The sequence below is a fragment of the Candidatus Levibacter sp. Uisw_134_01 genome, from assembly GCF_047717795.1.
Taxonomy (GTDB): domain Bacteria; phylum Pseudomonadota; class Alphaproteobacteria; order Puniceispirillales; family Marisalimonadaceae; genus Marisalimonas.
In genome coordinates this window covers 2,110,483-2,127,169 of the sequence record NZ_CP159808.1, presented here as the reverse complement: position 1 = coordinate 2,127,169, position 16,687 = coordinate 2,110,483, and the positions used below count along the sequence as shown (strand labels likewise).

Annotated in this window: 15 protein-coding genes and 1 tRNA gene; 7 read left to right on the top strand and 9 right to left on the bottom strand. The window is 33.6% G+C overall.

Annotated elements, in window-relative coordinates:
• Positions 1-3 precede the first annotated feature (3 nt).
• Positions 4-891, bottom strand: a complete 888-nt coding sequence (locus ABXT66_RS10785; RefSeq protein WP_443643517.1) for an ABC transporter permease — start codon at positions 889-891, stop codon at positions 4-6.
• A gap of 74 nt (positions 892-965) precedes the next feature.
• Complete coding sequence (locus ABXT66_RS10780; RefSeq protein WP_443643516.1) at positions 966-2,003, bottom strand: glycine betaine ABC transporter substrate-binding protein; 1,038 nt, start codon at positions 2,001-2,003, stop codon at positions 966-968.
• Positions 2,004-2,281: 278 nt separating this feature from the next.
• Between ABXT66_RS10780 and ABXT66_RS10775 the strand changes: the two genes are divergently transcribed.
• Together ABXT66_RS10775 and ABXT66_RS10770 are read left to right on the top strand one after the other, a co-directional pair.
• Positions 2,282-2,824, top strand: a complete 543-nt coding sequence (locus ABXT66_RS10775; protein WP_443643515.1) for a hypothetical protein — start codon at positions 2,282-2,284, stop codon at positions 2,822-2,824.
• A gap of 9 nt (positions 2,825-2,833) precedes the next feature.
• Complete coding sequence (locus ABXT66_RS10770; RefSeq protein WP_443643514.1) at positions 2,834-3,643, top strand: alpha/beta fold hydrolase; 810 nt, start codon at positions 2,834-2,836, stop codon at positions 3,641-3,643.
• Here the strand turns inward: ABXT66_RS10770 and ABXT66_RS10765 are convergent.
• On the bottom strand, positions 3,635-4,171 hold the full coding sequence (locus ABXT66_RS10765) for a methyltransferase domain-containing protein (protein WP_443643513.1): 537 nt from the start codon (positions 4,169-4,171) through the stop codon (positions 3,635-3,637). The genes ABXT66_RS10770 and ABXT66_RS10765 overlap by 9 nt on opposite strands.
• A 139-nt stretch (positions 4,172-4,310) precedes the next feature.
• On the opposite strand from ABXT66_RS10765, the gene purT reads away from it, so the two are divergent.
• Positions 4,311-5,483, top strand: a complete 1,173-nt coding sequence (gene purT / locus ABXT66_RS10760; protein WP_443643512.1) for a formate-dependent phosphoribosylglycinamide formyltransferase — start codon at positions 4,311-4,313, stop codon at positions 5,481-5,483.
• Positions 5,484-5,486: 3 nt separating this feature from the next.
• Here the strand turns inward: purT and ABXT66_RS10755 are convergent, their stop codons facing one another.
• A complete protein-coding gene (locus ABXT66_RS10755; RefSeq protein ID WP_443643511.1) occupies positions 5,487-6,308 on the bottom strand; it encodes a putative hydro-lyase in 822 nt (273 codons plus the stop codon).
• 162 nt (positions 6,309-6,470) lie between these two features.
• Here ABXT66_RS10755 and ABXT66_RS10750 point away from each other — a divergent pair, with 162 nt between their 5' ends.
• Positions 6,471-7,571, top strand: a complete 1,101-nt coding sequence (locus ABXT66_RS10750; protein ID WP_443643510.1) for a hypothetical protein — start codon at positions 6,471-6,473, stop codon at positions 7,569-7,571.
• A 32-nt stretch (positions 7,572-7,603) separates the two neighbouring features.
• Here ABXT66_RS10750 and ABXT66_RS10745 read toward each other — a convergent pair.
• Positions 7,604-7,678: transfer RNA gene (locus tag ABXT66_RS10745), tRNA-Gly, on the bottom strand.
• 139 nt (positions 7,679-7,817) lie between these two features.
• Here ABXT66_RS10745 and ABXT66_RS10740 point away from each other — a divergent pair.
• Together ABXT66_RS10740 and ABXT66_RS10735 are read left to right on the top strand one after the other, a co-directional pair.
• The gene (locus tag ABXT66_RS10740) at positions 7,818-8,042 is read left to right on the top strand and encodes a tyrosine-type recombinase/integrase (protein ID WP_443643509.1); all 225 of its coding nucleotides are present in this window, start codon (positions 7,818-7,820) and stop codon (positions 8,040-8,042) included.
• Between the two features lie 151 nt (positions 8,043-8,193).
• Positions 8,194-8,709, top strand: a complete 516-nt coding sequence (locus tag ABXT66_RS10735) for a TraR/DksA C4-type zinc finger protein (RefSeq protein ID WP_443643508.1) — start codon at positions 8,194-8,196, stop codon at positions 8,707-8,709.
• 26 nt (positions 8,710-8,735) lie between these two features.
• Here ABXT66_RS10735 and ABXT66_RS10730 read toward each other — a convergent pair whose 3' ends face one another.
• Positions 8,736-8,948 carry a hypothetical protein gene (locus ABXT66_RS10730; protein WP_443643507.1) on the bottom strand — a complete coding sequence of 71 codons (213 nt, stop codon included), beginning with the start codon at positions 8,946-8,948 and terminating at the stop codon, positions 8,736-8,738.
• Between the two features lie 195 nt (positions 8,949-9,143).
• On the opposite strand from ABXT66_RS10730, the gene ABXT66_RS10725 reads away from it, so the two are divergent.
• Entirely contained in the window at positions 9,144-10,409 is a 1,266-nt protein-coding gene (locus ABXT66_RS10725) for an AlbA family DNA-binding domain-containing protein (protein ID WP_443643506.1), read from the top strand.
• A 31-nt stretch (positions 10,410-10,440) separates the two neighbouring features.
• Here ABXT66_RS10725 and ABXT66_RS10720 read toward each other — a convergent pair whose 3' ends face one another.
• The 3 genes from ABXT66_RS10720 to ABXT66_RS10710 form a co-directional block, all read right to left on the bottom strand.
• Positions 10,441-11,445 carry a GIY-YIG nuclease family protein gene (locus ABXT66_RS10720; RefSeq protein WP_443643505.1) on the bottom strand — a complete coding sequence of 335 codons (1,005 nt, stop codon included), beginning with the start codon at positions 11,443-11,445 and terminating at the stop codon, positions 10,441-10,443.
• A 188-nt stretch (positions 11,446-11,633) separates the two neighbouring features.
• A complete protein-coding gene (locus tag ABXT66_RS10715) occupies positions 11,634-13,697 on the bottom strand; it encodes a DEAD/DEAH box helicase (RefSeq protein ID WP_443643504.1) in 2,064 nt (687 codons plus the stop codon).
• A complete protein-coding gene (locus ABXT66_RS10710) occupies positions 13,697-16,465 on the bottom strand; it encodes a class I SAM-dependent DNA methyltransferase (protein ID WP_443643503.1) in 2,769 nt (922 codons plus the stop codon). Before ABXT66_RS10710 ends, ABXT66_RS10715 begins: the two co-directional genes overlap by 1 nt.
• Positions 16,466-16,687: the final 222 nt, after the last annotated feature.

Sequence of the window (16,687 nt, the reverse complement as noted above, 5' to 3'; positions counted from 1 at the left end):
AAACTAATCCTTACCATCATTTCTATATTTTTGCATTCTCAAGCCAAATTTCTGAGTTACTCTGTCAAAAATGATAGCTAGAACTACAATTGCTAAGCCATTCATAAGTCCTAAAGCAAGATACTGATTCGAAATAGCTCTTAAGACTGGTAGCCCTAATCCTTTAACTCCAATCATTGATGCAATAACAACCATAGCTAATGCCATCATAATTGTTTGGTTAACACCTGCAAAAATTGTTGGAAGGGCAAGTGGCATTTGTACACCAAAAAGTTTTTGCCAATAGTTTGCTCCAAAAGAATCTGATGCTTCTAAAACATCTTTATCAACCAATCTTATACCTAAATTTGTTAAACGTACAATTGGAGGTATTGCATATATACATACAGCAATTAATCCAGGTACTTTTCCAATGCCAAGAAGCATTACAACGGGTATTAAGTATACAAAACTAGGTATAGTTTGCATGATATCTAAAATAGGAACAACTAGCGCCTGAATTTTATTACTTCTAGCCATTGCTATACCCATTGGAATTCCAATAGATATACATAGAAATGTTGCCACTAGAATAATAGCTAAAGTTGACATTGTATCTTCCCACATTCCAAAATAGCCAATTGTAAGGAAGCTTATAAGAGTACCTACTAGTACGGAGATTGATCTTGAACCAAACCAAGCAAATACAAGTATCATTAATATAATTAAAGGCCAAGGGGTGTTAATAAAAAATTTTTCAAACCAAACCAGAAACATTAATAAAGGTTCAAAAAAACCTTCTATATCTGCACCGTATGACCTAGTGAAATCTGTAAATGTAAAATCAACAGATTTTTTAAATTCCCTTAAATCATTTCTTTCCATTGAAGGAAATTTAAAAAACCAGTCCATTATCTGACCCCACTTTTAGAAAATCACCACCCTATGAATAAGGTGGTGATTATAAGTTTTAAAATTAAATTATTTTAGCTTTTAATGCTTGCTTTAATTTTTTCAGCTATCTCTGGAGATACCCATTTTTCCCAAACAGTTCCATGTTTAGCAAGAAATTCATAAGCTGCATCCTTACCTGAAGCTTTTTGCTCTGTCATGAACACCAACATGCCATTCATAACATCACCTGGGTAAATTCTTTTACTAATAAATTCTAAAGCAACTCCGGCATTCTCTTTAAAATTGGAAGTAACAACTGTATTAACTTCAGATTTAGTCCATGATGAAACCTTAGGGTCAGCACAGTCTTTCTCAGCTTTAACAATACAACCGTCCCAGTTTTCTTTGCCGCCGAAAGGTACGCCAAAGTCTAACTTATGCATTTTATATTTACCAATCATAGAAGTTGGTGACCAGTAATAACCAAACCAGTTTTCATCTCTTTCAACTGCTTTAGCCATTGAACCATCTAATCCAGCGGCACTTCCTGGGTCAACAAGAACCCAGCCCTTTTTTTCCATTTCGAACGCTCTAAAAAGGTTTGCATTAACTAATTGGCATCCCCATCCAGCTGGACATCCAACAAAGGCACCTTTTGATTTATCTTCAGAGTATGGAAATAAATCAGGTCTATTGATAACATCAAGAGCTGTCTTCAATTCAGGATGTTTTTTTAGAGTTGCAGGTGGTAACCACCAACCTTCTCCTAAACCTGTAATTGGTGCTTTATTTGCAACAATTAATCTACCTTCGCTAGTTGCCTTTGTTAAAGGTTCTACAACCGCATTAGCCCATAGTTCAGGAGCAACATCAGGCACTCCTTTTTCATTCATTGAAGTAAAAGTAGGCATTGTTGCGCCACTAACTAGTTCAACTGTACAACCATAACCGTTTTCTAATATAATTTTGTCAACATTTGCCATTAATTCCGCAGATGCCCAGTTCATTTCGGCTATAGTAACTTTACCACAAGCTAAATCAGCAACTTTATCTTCACCTTTTTGTGTCATAAAGTATACACCTATGACTAACGCTAATACTATAACGCCAGGTAATAGTATACGTTTCATTTTCTTCTCCTATTTCCGCTTGTAAAAAATTTACAAACCTTTGTTAATTTAAATAATTACATATTATATGCAGAATCATTGTAACAACAAAAGTACCTTAATTGCAAATCGTTGTGTAAGCTTATTACAAGTAATATTGATTAAGTGACTGATATATATGTATAATATTTTTTTATTAAATTTTCACATATTTACATCTGAATTATTACTTTGATTTATTACTCGTTAAATTATAAATTCAGAGATAAATGAAATATTAGTTTTTGTGTTTATTAAATATGTTTATAGATTCAACACCATTTTTAATTGCTCTTGTCGTAACTTTTTGCGTTCTTATTTGTGTTGTTATTTGGAATAATATCAATGCCCCACTTCCACCTCAAAAAGCACCGCCCATTGAGTCTGGACCATCACGTACAAGAGAAATATTAGCTAGGTTTAGTGATTTTTATACAAATTTAAACCCAGAAGGTGAAATGATATTTGATGTTGGTATTTTACCAGATCCAAAGCAACATATAGTCCATGCATTATATGTAGGTTTTGACGAAAGTGAAAATGAAGATGAGCGATCTGCTATTGAAAGAGGTCTTAGAGCAATAGTTACATTTCAAGAAAGAGTTGGAGAAGAACCTTTAAAAAGAGAATTTTCTGAAACAGAAGAAATTTTAGGAGAAATAACTCCTAATTTTGAAAATCAAAATAATGAACAACAAATCAATTTAGAAGACGATGAAGAATTTAAAAAAATAGCTACTTTAAGAGATCAAGAGTTGGAGTTACACTTTCAACATCTAAAAATAGAAATTTTAGAAAATTAGAGGATCAAAATGACTATTTTAAAAATTGACGATAAAAATGAGATTTATTACGAATTTGTAAAACCAAAAGATAACGGTTTTACTTTTGTATTTGTTAATGCGCTTACAGGAAATGTGTCAGCTTGGAATGGAGAAATTGGTCAACTAGTTGTTGGCCAAGGTAATGGATATCTAACATATAATTTCAGGGGGCAAGAGACTAGTAAATTTGACGAGCGTTTAGATTTGGATACTGAAATTATAGTATCAGATTTATGTTTGCTAATAGATGAATTAAAAATTCAAAACATAGTTCTAGTAGGGCTTTCAATAGGTGGATTGTACGCAACTCTTGCATTAGAAAAAGGTATTAATAGTAAAGGTCTCGTGTTGATAAACACTCTAAGAAAAAACAACACAAGATTACGTTGGATAAACGAGACTATGGTTAATGTTGCACGTTATGGAGGAACATCTTTATTAATGGATTTTAATATGCCTGTTATTGCTTCTCCTCGTTTTTTAGAACAAATGAAACCAAAAGCTCTAAATCCAAACAATTATATGGGATTGGAAGAGTCTTCAGGAATTTTTAAATTAATGCAAGGTTCTCTATCAGCAAATTGGGATTTAGATTGGTCTAAGATTAATGTACCTGTTTTAATAATGACTGGTCATCACGATAAAGTTTTCAGAGTACCAAGTGATATTGATGATATTATCAAAACAATTAAAAATACTAAAATAATTGAGCTTGAAGATTGTGGTCATTTAATCCCAATTGAAAAACCACAAGAATTTGCAGGTTATATTAATAAATTTGTTAAAAATTTAACCTAATTTTTTTACAATAATAGTAACATCATTTGGAAGCATATTATGTTTAATGCATTCAAAAGTACCAAAATTCTTTTCACAAATATTTTTTATCCAAGACAATTCTGTATAGTATAAATTCTTTTGAATTTTCCGGCTCTGATCTACTAAACAATTAAAAATTAAGGCTTTTTTTGCATAGTTCCAATTAGATTTTAAATTTTCTATAATATAATTTTCCCATATTCTTATATTTTTAATTACTGTTAAATTATAAGTTCCCGACATAACAACATAATCAACATTCTGAGTTGGAAAAGTTCCTATTTTAAAAGATACTTTATGAAAATATTTATTGTTTTTACAAAATAAAACCATTTCTTTATTAATATCAAAGCCGGAATATATAATTTTATTATCTAATTTTCTTTCTTTAATAATCTCAAATAATCTACCATATCCACAACCAACGTCTCCAATAGAGATAATGTTTAATGTAGAATTATCAGTGATTTTATCTAAAATTATATTTAATCTTAAATCTTGAGACATTCTGTTATTCCAAAACACACCTTTTGGAGTGTTATGATATTTAAAAAAACGGTCTTTATAAATACTTGAAATTTGTTTATTTAATACCTTGTAATAAAAATTTTGTATGAAATTCATGTTATTAAGATAAATTAGTTTAATGTTTTTTAAAACTCTAAAAAGGAACCTTATGAAAAAAATTTTATTATTAGGTAGTGGTGAATTAGGAAAAGAATTAACTATCAGTCTGAAGAGAATAGGGTGTTACGTTATTACTTGTGATGCATATAAAAATGCACCAGCTATGCAAGTTAGTGATGAATCAGAAATATTTAACATGCTTGATAAGAATAAACTTACAAAAATAATAGAAAATCATAAACCAGATTTTATAGTTCCAGAAGTAGAAGCCATTGAAACGCAGGTTTTGTTGGACGCAGAAACAAATGGATACAATGTAATACCATCAGCAAAAGCAGTAAACTTAACTATGAATAGGGATAGAATTAGAGATAGAGCAAAAAGTTTAGGCTTGCAAACAGCAAGTTTTGCTTATGCTGAAACAGAACAAGAATTAATCTCAGAAGCAAAGAAAATAGGAACAAAAGTCGCAGTAAAGCCTGTGATGAGTTCTTCAGGAAAAGGTCAAAGTTATGCTAATACAAAAGATGAATTAAAAGCTTCTTGGAAATTTGCCATTGAAGGTATGAGGGGAAACAGAAAACGTGTAATAGTAGAAGAGTTTATCGATTTTGATTATGAAATAACACTTTTAACAATACTTGAAAAATCAGGTAAGGTCTCGTTTTGTCAGCCAATTGGACATTTCCAAGAACGTGGAGATTATCAGTATAGTTGGCAACCCGCAGATTGTTCTAATGATGTTATCGCACAAGCACAAGTTGCTGCGAGTAAAATGGTTAAAGATTTAGGAGGGTCTGGAATATTTGGTGTTGAATTTTTTGTTGATAAAAAAGGTAAAGTTATTTTTAGTGAATTAAGTCCTCGTCCTCACGATACTGGTATGGTGACTATGTATACTCAAAATTTTAGTCAGTTTGACATACACGCTAGAGTTTTATTAGGTTTGCCTTTACCAGAAATTAAAATGAATCGACCTGGAGCGAGTCATGTGATTTTAGCTGAAAAAAATGCGACAGGTAATTACTCAATAGAAGGTATTGAAAAAGCTTTAGAAGATAAAAGTGTCGATTTCAGAATTTTTGGAAAACCATCTTTAAAGTCTTATCGAAGAATGGGAATAATATTGGCTGAAACACTTGACAAAGCAAAAATTGCAGCAAGAAAGATATCTGTGTTGTCCAAGACATAGAGTTTATTGTAAGATCGGTGTTTCTGCATCTTCTTTTATATCTGTAATAAGCATATATCCAGGTGTATGTGAAATACAAAATTCAACCGAAGAGTTTAAAATTGCATTTTGAGGGGTTACACCACAAGCCCAGAACATATTAACTTCATCTTTTAATAGGGGTCTAGGTTTATCTCCCCAAGTAGGCTTGAATATATTACTAATACCAATTTCATTTGGATCACCTACATGTATAGGTTTACCATGAGCCCAATGAAAGGATTTACAAATATTAATTATTTTATCAACTTGATATTTTTTAAAAATTCTCATTGATACAACCATTGTATTTTCAAAAGGACCTGATTTTTCATTTTTTATATTAGTTGAATACATAGGGACCACTTTATTTTCACTTATATGATCAATAGAAAAACCATGTCTTAATAAAGAATGCTCAAATGTAAAAGAGCAGCCTATGGCAAACCCAATTAAATTTTCATTCCAAAATTCAGATATTTGACTAACTGTTTTATTAAAATTACCATTCTCATAAATATTATAAGAAGGAACGTCAGTTCTAACATCAATGTTATTTCCTAAAGTTTTAAAAAAGGGATCTCCTACATTTGTTACAGCTACAAGAGGACAAGCTTTGGGGTTTCGCTGACAAAAAATCATGAAATCTAGTGCGTATTGTTTTTCTAAAATAATAAGATTTGTTTGGAGCATATTTTTAGATAGACCAGCTGTTTGACCTATATAATCTCCAGACCTAATTAATTTTCTTAATTGATTATTATTTAAAGTTTTGGCTTTGTTGTATAAATTTACAAGTTGTTCCATTTATAATCACCTTAGTTGTAAATGCTTCTTAAAGTAATAAATAACTTAATTTTTGATTGTAGCTCGTGAAACTAATATTTTTTTCTTTAAACAAATTTATTATTTTACTTTTTATAAAAATTGTTAAAAGTGATTAATGTATTTTTAAAGGGGGATTTGGAAATGTCTAATGATTTTTTTACAACATCAAATAGAATTAAACAGACACCATTCACATCTAGAAATGAACAAGCAGGTGTTAAAAAACATAGCGTATATAATAACACTCTGATCCCAACAATATTCAAATCTTTAAAAAGTGATTATTTACATCTTATTAAGTATGTTCAACTTTGGGATGTTTGTTGCCAAAAAGTAATAGAAATAAAAGGAAAAAAAGCTTTATCTTTAGTTAGGTTTCTTTTTTGTAGAGACTTTACTAAAGTTGTTCCAGGTAGAGCTTATTATGCCCCCATTGTAAATTTTGAAGGTGGGTTATTAAACGATCCTGTTGTTTTTTGTATATCTGAAGAACGTTTTTTTATTTCTTTATCTGATTCTGATTTGTTTAATTGGATATCGGCAATTAATCATGGAATGAAATTTAATGCCCAAGTAATTGAGACTGATATATTTACTATTGCTGTTCAAGGCCCAAAATCAGAAAAGGTAATGGTGAAGACTTTAGGTATAGAGATAAAAAATATTAAATTTTTCAATTTTAAAGAATTTAATTTTAATAATGAGGATATTTTTATATCAAAAACAGGTTTTAGCAAACAATCTGGGTATGAGATTTTGTTTTCAAATCCAAATACTGGAACTTTGTTATGGGACTTGATTATGAAGGACGGTCAAGAATTTAATATAAAAGTTGGCTGCCCTAATATGATTGAAAGGGTAGAAAGCAATCTTCTTAGTTATGGCAATGAGATGAATAATAAAAATTTGCCGCAAGATTGTGGATTAGGAAAATATTGTAACCTTGATACTGATAATAACTTTATAGGTAAACCAGTTTTATTAAAACAAAGAGAGATAGGTTTTAAAAAATCTATGTTTACAGTAAAATTTGATTTTGAAGGTATTAATAAGCCACCGTTTTATAGTAATCTTCCGGTATTTTTAAAAAACGAACATATTGGAAAAGCAACATCTATTGTCTGGTCTCCCAAACATTCTAAATACATAGGTTTTTTAATAGCAGATAAAAATATAGAACAAAACATTAATGACTATACGATTATGGATAAAATAGGTTTTGATGTGGTTGAAATCATTTAATTAAAATAACTAAACAAATAAATTATGTTAAATGGAGCGGGCGAAGAGATTCGAACTCTCGACATTCTCGTTGGCAACGAGATGCTCTACCACTGAGCTACGCCCGCTTATCTTACCTTTTATTCAACCTCTTGTTCAAGATTACCTTATACAAAAACTGTGTCAATATGCTCATTTTTGTCTACCTTTTTGTCTACCCTTTTGTCTACCCCAGATCAAACGAATGTTCTGATATAAGCGTCACTGATGAAACGATACATAGGCCGAGTAAAGAATAGGCTTATAAAGAGGTCGGGTTTAAATAACCTTCACTTCCACGACCTAAGGCATGAGGCTATCTCAAGGTTTATTGAGCGAGGGTTAACTATACCTGAAGCAGCTTCAATTAGTGGTCACCGAACACAGTCAATGCTTCTTAGGTATGCCCATCCTGACCTTAGTTATATTAAGAAGAAGGTTATGAGCTTTTAGGTACCATATTACAAGAATTGAGTACCCCGGGGTTAATGAATAAACTCTTTTCAAAAAAAGGGTTAAAGACATGTTGTTATTGTTGTTATTTTAATTTAGCGTTTATTCAATATATTAAGTTTTTTAATATAGCCTGATTAAAGGCGGTACAATGGTTGTAAAACGATTAGAAAAGATAAAGTTCAACTGTCATGAATGTTCTAATACTGAGAGCCTTGATTATGATTATTTAAACGAAAGCCTTAAATCTGAGGATGCTCTTAATCTTAGTAATATATCTGAATTAGTAAGGTCTTTTATATGCTCTAAATGCCGTCAAAAGAGCTTTGAGATTTTAGATGTAGATGGTGCTCTCCTTTTTGATACTAATAACAATGTTAGCTGTGAGATTTGTGATCTGCCCATACCCTTCCCAAGATTAAGCGCGTCTCCAGGAACCAAAAGGTGTGTTAATTGTCAGAACTCAGGGGAGGGTTTAAGTCTTGGTGTTCAATTTCCTCCCGTGCCGACTGGGTTAAGAGGCAAATGTCCTAGTTGTCAAAAGAAGAGGGATAAGGGAATTGTTGTAGTTTATCAAAACAGTAATGATAAAAGCTTTTTTCTTGGATGTTCTAACTTTCCATCTTGTAGATGGTCATCAAATGAGTATTGGAGTGATCTGAATTAAAATAGTAGTAAATGTACAATAGCTTACTAATTACCTCTTGAATTATTCATGAAACTTATCTTCAGCCTAAGCCTTATGATTTCTGCAAACAAAACGAGACTTGCGATAGGCCAAATAAATACAAATAGCCATACGTTTATCTCTTCATATGTAATACCTAGAAGGTTACCGATATCGTATAAAAGCCTTACACAAAAGTTAAAGGTTATGTCTATCCACTCTATGCCACTATTTGCCATTTGTTTCTCCCTATTATTATTTATAATAAAGTGCAATTATGACTAAACGTTGTTGGAATTGGGTTATAAGTTTGGTTATTTAGTTATTAATGGATAAAGTCCTTTCAATAAAGAGTTTAATACTGGTTGATATTTTTGTTAATATTAATTTAGTATTAAAATAAATAGGGTTCTTATAAAGTTTTAGGTATTTGAATGTTCTTTAATGATTTAGAAATAGAAACAAAAGATAATGCTTTCTATCTTACTTATGAAAACAAACCAATTTTAAGTGCTAATGGAAAATCAGAAATAAAGCATCATTCTCAGGAGTTAATAGAATTTATAAGGAGTGATCTTGAAAGATGTGGAAAATTAAATTTAAAAAATGGAAAACTAAATTTTGATTTTCAGTTCTGTGGTTATGCAATTTTTTCTGATCAAAAAGAAATTTTAGAAGATATAGATCAATATAAAATATGGGAAGAGGCCATAAAAGTTTCACCTATTTATGACTTCAGTTTAATTCAAATATATAACGGTCCTCCATACGAAATGGAGCAACTTAACCGTCTAATGCCAGCGAGAGAGATATTTTCTTTAAAACTAGGTAAGAAAAATTTAGATACAATAACTGAATATGTATGGGGTGTTTATTATGCTCAGAATTATGGTGGTGGTGCAGGAACATTTATAAAAGATGAAGATTTTATAAAAACAGACTTATCTAGAACTATTTTTGAAATTTTTGATACTTTATCTCCTGAGAAAAAGGCTGCTGTAATGGGGCTTTTTAATATTATTGGACGAAAATCTTTTCTTCTACCATTGGGTTTAGTTTCAGAATGGTATGATTTATCTACTTATACAAGCGCTGTACTAGGATTAGCAGACAACTTTTATGTATACCATCAAGAAGATGATCAATTTGATAATAAGCTGTATCAAGATTTTTATAATGAAATTCAAAAAAATGGAAATATTGCTCTAATTTATTCAAGATTAGAGAATAAAATTGAAAAAGAAATAAGAGGTGGTGAAACAAAAATTTTAGAATTTAAAGAAACGTTTTGTTTGGATGTAAAGAAGCAAACAAAAGAAAAGTGGATAGAGTTATCAGTTTTGAAAACTATTGCAGGTTTTTTAAATTCTGAAGGTGGTAAATTACTAATTGGTATAAGTGATCAAAAACAAATATTGGGAGTTGATAAAGAGATTGATAAACTTTTTAAAAATAAAGATAAATTACTCCTGCATTTAAAGAACATATTAAAGACTAATTTTGGTGAAAAAGTTTACGCTTATGTGAATTCATCTTTTCATATGATTAGAAACAAGGATATTCTTATAGTTGAATGTAAAAAATCTAACGAACCAATTTGGTTAAATGGTAAAGAATTTTATGTTAGAACAAATCCAGCAACAGATAAATTAGACGGGCCAAATTTAGTTTCCTATATCAAAGAAAGGTTTAATCAATAGAAGGTGTCGATGTTATAACTTTAACCTTGATCTAACTCTTATCCGAAATTTTTATTAATCTTGCTGATTTTGTATCATATCTGTAATCAACAATTGAACCGTCTTTTATTCTTTCAACGGCCTCTTCTATACATTCAATGGGTACAATAAACCATTCCTGCGGAATAACCGCCTTGCCAAAACGGTCTTTGATTTCAATTTTTAGTCTAGCAGGTGAAAAGAAACGATGAATGAGTTTTTCTAACTTATTTCTGTTAATACTAAATAAGTCATATGTTGCAACTAATGTTACACCAGCCATAAGGAAGGTGGGGTCTTTGTCAGTACCTGCAATTCTTTTTTCAATTGACGTGCTAGTAACACCAATTTTATGAACAATTTCCCTGTTTTCAGAAATGTATGCCTCATTTGATTTACTTCGACATATATAAATCGTGCCGCTTGCATCGGCTGCATTGCCAGGCTCGCCTGTAAATAATGGTCCAGCTATCGCATCAGTTACACGTCGGCTTGTTTCGTCTTTGTTTAAAGCTCTTTGAAGAGATCGCATAAGGATATCGCTTTCAGTGCCGTTATCGTAAATTACACGAAGTCTTGCATCCTTATGTCTACCATGAGATATAAATGTTTCTCCTAATTCAGCAATATAGATTAATTGTCCAGAAAGAATAAAGAAGTATCCTTCGCCGACAGTTGCGTCATCTTTATATGGCCGTGTTGCTCTAATGCTAGATTTAAGTTCTTGTTGAACATTAGTAAATAAGGGTTTGAATATTTCAAAGTCTTCACAGGTTTTATGTTTGCCGACTTCTTCAGCTGCTTTAATCTCCGCCCTTGCTTTTACATTTTGTAGATTAGTTATGTCGTTCTCGTCATTATTATCAACTTCGACACCCAGTGCTGCCAAGATATCCTCATTATCAAGGTTTTCGTCTAGCCTTTCAGGTTCATTACTTGCGTCTAAAAGCTTCTGATGATCCAGCTCCTTTAGTAGCTCTGTACATTCATTTTGTTTCCTTATTTGATCAAGGCGCATGGCATAAATACGCTCGAATATATCCTTGTCTTCTCCATGAGATGGTATGCGCCCGTGTTCTTCAACAAATCTTTGTATGTCTTCAAATCCTGCAATGATACGCTCTTGTCGCGGCGTTAGTGAAGATTTTGTCTCAGCCGTTACTTCGACACCTAACGCATCTAATAACTCTTTGTTAGTTGAATCGCTCATTGTTTTTCCTTGGCAACCTTTAGGCGAAGGTATTCGATACCCTCAGCCATTCTTTTTTCCCATGGATCTGCGGATGTTATCTCAGGTAGTCGGCTACGCTCTTCTTTAAATTTGAATGCGCGCGAAGCAAGGTCTCTGGCTTCATCCTCAGTCATGTTAATCTTTTTGCCAGCAATCACTTCTGCAAATCTTTTTAGACTGTCTTCGTTCATTGTTTTAGCCATAATTGCATATGCTTCACTGAACGGATTGATCCTATCAATGAGATCGATATCTAAGTCACGTACGTCCATCGCAAATTTTCTAACACCGTCAATAAGAGCCGTATTTGCCCTTATCTCAGTTTGATCGTCTGTATTTTGTGTTTCATCATTGATTGCTTTTTTAGCTTTTTGAATTACATTTACGGCTGCAATCGCGCGTTGGCGAACCGCTTCTTGATCGTTATCATCAAGGTCAGGGTATTTTTCTTTAACAATCCTACCCATTTTGACCTGTGTAAGTTCTTCTGGTGGTAGGTTCTCGTTAAACATGCCTTGTTCAACTGTCCTTGGATCTTGAACATATGCTGCTATGACTTCGTTGATATCTTGATCAATTATTCTTAATGCCTCAGCACTTTTTGGCTCAGCTAAACCATCAATTTCAAGCTGTATTTGCCCAGTTCCTTCGTTAAACCCGATGTTGTTTGCATTAGGGTCAAAACCACCTTCACCATAATCAAATCCTTCTGTTGGGGTGTTATCTTTATTCTTGGGTCTGAAATCAAATTTTGGAGCCAATACTTGCTCCATTAACAGGCTTGCCGCAATGGCTTTTAACGTATCATTAACAGCATCTGTGACAGCACCTTGAGAAGCATCAGGCTCTGATATTAGGTTTGTAAATTTAGCGTCAGTTTTACCTTTTGCATCACGAGTTGACCGACCAATAATTTGAACCACTTCTGTTAAACTTGCTCTATATCCTATTGTAAGTGCATGCTCACACCAAATCCAGTCAAAACCCTCTTTGGCCATGCCAAGGGCAATAATGATATCTACGTGATCTTTGTTGTCGTTACATGCAGGATCTCTCAGTGCTTCGGAGACTTTGTCACGTTTTACCTTATCGTCATCAACTAGATCTGCAACTTTAATCACTCTGTTGTCTTCTGTCTTGATTAAATGGAACCCAGTCTTTGGATCAGCTTCTTGCCACTCTCCAAGTTCATTAAGGATGTGGTCGACTTCTTTATATTTGTCTTTTGTACTGTCTTTTGCATTTACATTTGGGATGTGAATGATGGTTTTTTCCTTTGAGTTTAGAACTTTCAAAAGATCATCAACATAGTTCCCTGAGTAAAAATAATACCCAATATCTAGATGCTTTAAGTATTCGTAGCCATTCAGTTGCTCGTAATAGGTGTATGTAACTGTTTCAAATTTAGCTTCGTCATCTGGATGCAAAACAGCTTCTGCGTCACCACGGAAATACGATCCTGTCATAGCTACCAGGTTCACCTTATCTCGTGTCATAAACTCATTTACGTGAACACCTAGTTTGTTATCTGGGTTGGCGCTTACATGGTGAAATTCATCCACTGCAATTAGACGGTCATCAAAAGCGGACACTCCGAATTTATCTACTGCAAATCGAAAGGTTGCATGTGTGCAGACTAGGATTTTATCGTCACTATTAAGAAATGTCTCGACAGATTTAACCTTGCCTCCATCTTCACCTGGTGAGTTGCATAGGTTCCATTTTGGAGGTACAACCCAATCCGCCCAAAAACCAAACTTACTTAAAGGTTCGTCATTAAAGCTGGCACCTATAGATTTTTCAGGGACGACTATAATGGCCTGCTTCATTCCTTGGTTAGTGATTTTATCTAAGGCAATAAACATTAATGCCCGGCTTTTTCCTGATGCTGGTGGTGACTTGATTAATAAATATGGTTCACCACGTTTTTCATATGCACGTTCTTGCATAACACGCATGCCGAGTTCATTAGATTGTTTAGATGATCCATTTGCTTCATAATTCATTGAAACTGTCGGAATTGAGACGTTGCCATCCATTATGATACCCTTTCATTTAAAGTCGGGATTGAAGTCATCTTTGTATAAAGTTGAAATAATTTTTCTAGTCTTTCGGTATCATTTTTAAATCGTCGACCAATATAAATGCGCTCGAGTGTCTCATCATTAAGATTATGTGCGGCACGCAGGTTTTCAGGCATATTGTCGTGATTATAGAGTTCTGCAACAGTTGCTGGGAAATTAGCCTCGCGTGCTAGCAATATCTCCTCCGCGCAATGAATTAGATCTGTTTTGTTCTTTTCCGTCAATTTTGGAATAGGAAATGTATTCCAACCAAGAGTGTTTGAGTATCGAAAGTCTGATTTTATTTTACCGCACACATTAGCAATCCAGACAAGGTGAATGCGGGATGCGATTAATGCCATGTTCCAGAGCGGTGCTTCATAGATAGCGAATGCAGCATTAGAAATGATACAACCTCTACTTAACAAACCCACAGGTAAATAGGGGCGTGTTTCGCTAGAATGTATTGGAATAATTATTGATTTTTGACCTGGTCTTCCTTGTATTTGGCGAAAACGATGTCCGAATATGTGAGCACGTTGTGTTTCTTTTGCAGTACTGGCCTTTCTAAAATCTTTCACGGCTTTAAAGCGATCTTGAAGAGATGGAATGGATGAAGCAGGTACTTTTTCGTCATCAGATACCCAAATGCAAACTCTAGGTAAAGACTTAATAAACTCCACAGAGCCATAATAAGGCTTTAAAAACTTTTTTACATTTGCATCATGCAAAATCATTTTTCGTGCTTCATCAGCAGACATTATTAGTTCACCATTGTCAGTTGGTTTGTTTCCCCAATACATTACAGGTCGGTCATGAGGAGATTCATTAATTGCATTTACGTAAACATTATTAGATTTAACAAGATAAGCATTGATGTTGGGCACCTCAGTTTCTGTGGTATGACCATCCGGCATAATTTCAAATAGCCTTTTTGAGTTTGAAGAAATATTTGAAAAACCAATGATAACTACTGTGACAACAGCATTGCTAGATGCAAGATTGCTCCACCTAAAAGACAAATGTGCAAAAGATATTTGTGTATGTTTTTTTAATATAAGGGGCCAAAACATATGCACGAGCTGACCCTGACATATTGAGTTTGTAGATACGAACGCTGCTGCAGAAGGCTGCAGCTGCATGTAATCATATGCTTTCCAAAACCATCCCATTACATAATCAAAGGATTTCCAATATTTTGTTTTTTCATTAAAAAGTGACTTTAGATCAGCTTTTTGTTCTTGATGTTGTGAACTTAGACCGGCATAAGGTGGATTGCCGCATATAAAAGTTTCTCCACCCTCATTTTCAAAATCAATTTCATTCTGTTCCAAAGGGGTGTGGAACAAATCCTCAGCAGCATGTTTAACTCTTGTTCCTGTTGGTGGGCAGATTGAAACCCAGTCAAGTCGCAAAGCGTTACCGCAAACAATCCAGTTCTTAGTATCCAGTGGCAAAAAGTCTTTCAATGCATCCTTTTGTCCGCGATAAAGAACGTCACATTGGAATTCTGCAATTATAAGCGCAAGCCTGGCAATTTCAGCTGGGAATTCACGTAGTTCAATTCCGCGAAAGTTATTTAGTGGTATTTCAGATTTTAGATGTGTCTCACCACGGAGTTGGTTTACTTGAAATTCAATTGCTCGCATCTCTTTATAGGCAATCACTAGAAAGTTTCCCGATCCACAAGCAGGGTCAAAAACTCGTATTCTAGTAATTCTTTTTTTAAGGTTTAAAAGTTTGCGGCTGTTATCATTAGCCTCATCTAATTGTTTTCTCAAATCGTCAAGGAATAATGGGTTTAGTACCTTTAGAATATTAGGAACTGATGTATAATGCATGCCAAGGGCACTGCGTTCTTCATCATCCGCAACTGCCTGGATCATCGATCCAAATATATCAGGGTTAATTTCTTTCCAGTTAAGGTTGCCGGCATGAAGTAAATAAGATCTTGCAGCTCTCGAAAATTTAGGAACATCTCTTGTGCCAGCAAACAAGCCTCCATTAACGTATGGCATGGCATCTGCCCAGCGTGGAATATTTGATGAGGCACGGTCGTCGAAGGTAGTATCCATTGCCCGGAAAAGCTCTTTTAAAACATAATCAGTATTGTCAGTCTTGCTGTCACTCATCTGTTCAACAGTTTTAGTGAACAGGTTATCGCCATTAAATATGTTAGTGTCCTCTGCAAAGTAACAAAAGATTAATCGGCCCATAAACTGGTTCATATCATGGCGACGTTCAGTTGTTGCCCATACTTCATTTGTGCGAAGGAGTTCGACATAAAGGCGGTTGAGTCGGCTAGTGGCCTGAATATCAATGGGGTTGTCACGGATTTGCTTAACAGTGCTAATACCAGCTAAGGGTAAGAAGAAACCAAAATGATTTGGAAATTGAGTATAGTCACATGCAATTGTTTCACCTGAAGTCAGATCTTCTGCCTGCAACTCATCACCGTCGGTAGCTAAGATAAACTTAACCTTTCCTTTAGCATTTGCAGGGCTGGATTTTAATGCATTAAGTGTTTTTGCAACTTCTCCAGCCAGACAGGTCGCAATATGAATATTGTTTCTCTGTAAAATACCATTAGGTATGTCGGACTTATTACTATCTCCTTTTCTCAGTTTTTTAATAGTTGGTTCTTTGTTCCCAAAAGCAACAAGAAACTGAAAGGGGAATTCTTCAGAATCATATGTTTCTTCTGCAAGTTCAGATATAGCTTGTTCTATTTCTACTGCATTCATTTCAAAGTACCATTAAGTTGGCTAAATTTAACATAGTAAATATCTTAGATATACTTTTGTTAAAAAGAAACAGAATAAGTTAACCTGTTAAACTAACGTTTTAACGACATAATAAACGTGGTGGTTGTTCAATCTAAAGCTACTTAATTACTCTATGTAGGGTATGTAGGGTTTACCCTTAGGTTCTCTATAATTATTTCTATAGTACAACCTAAGGTATAA

Coding starts and splice junctions, on each gene's coding strand:
- ABXT66_RS10785 (WP_443643517.1), bottom strand. CDS start 891: ATGGACTGGTTTTTTAAATTTCCTTCAATGGAAAGAAATGATTTAAGG.
- ABXT66_RS10780 (WP_443643516.1), bottom strand. CDS start 2,003: ATGAAACGTATACTATTACCTGGCGTTATAGTATTAGCGTTAGTCATA.
- ABXT66_RS10775 (WP_443643515.1), top strand. CDS start 2,282: ATGTTTATAGATTCAACACCATTTTTAATTGCTCTTGTCGTAACTTTT.
- ABXT66_RS10770 (WP_443643514.1), top strand. CDS start 2,834: ATGACTATTTTAAAAATTGACGATAAAAATGAGATTTATTACGAATTT.
- ABXT66_RS10765 (WP_443643513.1), bottom strand. CDS start 4,171: ATGTCTCAAGATTTAAGATTAAATATAATTTTAGATAAAATCACTGAT.
- purT (WP_443643512.1), top strand. CDS start 4,311: ATGTTTTTTAAAACTCTAAAAAGGAACCTTATGAAAAAAATTTTATTA.
- ABXT66_RS10755 (WP_443643511.1), bottom strand. CDS start 6,308: ATGGAACAACTTGTAAATTTATACAACAAAGCCAAAACTTTAAATAAT.
- ABXT66_RS10750 (WP_443643510.1), top strand. CDS start 6,471: ATGTCTAATGATTTTTTTACAACATCAAATAGAATTAAACAGACACCA.
- ABXT66_RS10740 (WP_443643509.1), top strand. CDS start 7,818: ATGAAACGATACATAGGCCGAGTAAAGAATAGGCTTATAAAGAGGTCG.
- ABXT66_RS10735 (WP_443643508.1), top strand. CDS start 8,194: ATGGTTGTAAAACGATTAGAAAAGATAAAGTTCAACTGTCATGAATGT.
- ABXT66_RS10730 (WP_443643507.1), bottom strand. CDS start 8,948: ATGGCAAATAGTGGCATAGAGTGGATAGACATAACCTTTAACTTTTGT.
- ABXT66_RS10725 (WP_443643506.1), top strand. CDS start 9,144: ATGTTCTTTAATGATTTAGAAATAGAAACAAAAGATAATGCTTTCTAT.
- ABXT66_RS10720 (WP_443643505.1), bottom strand. CDS start 11,445: ATGCGCCTTGATCAAATAAGGAAACAAAATGAATGTACAGAGCTACTA.
- ABXT66_RS10715 (WP_443643504.1), bottom strand. CDS start 13,697: ATGGATGGCAACGTCTCAATTCCGACAGTTTCAATGAATTATGAAGCA.
- ABXT66_RS10710 (WP_443643503.1), bottom strand. CDS start 16,465: ATGAATGCAGTAGAAATAGAACAAGCTATATCTGAACTTGCAGAAGAA.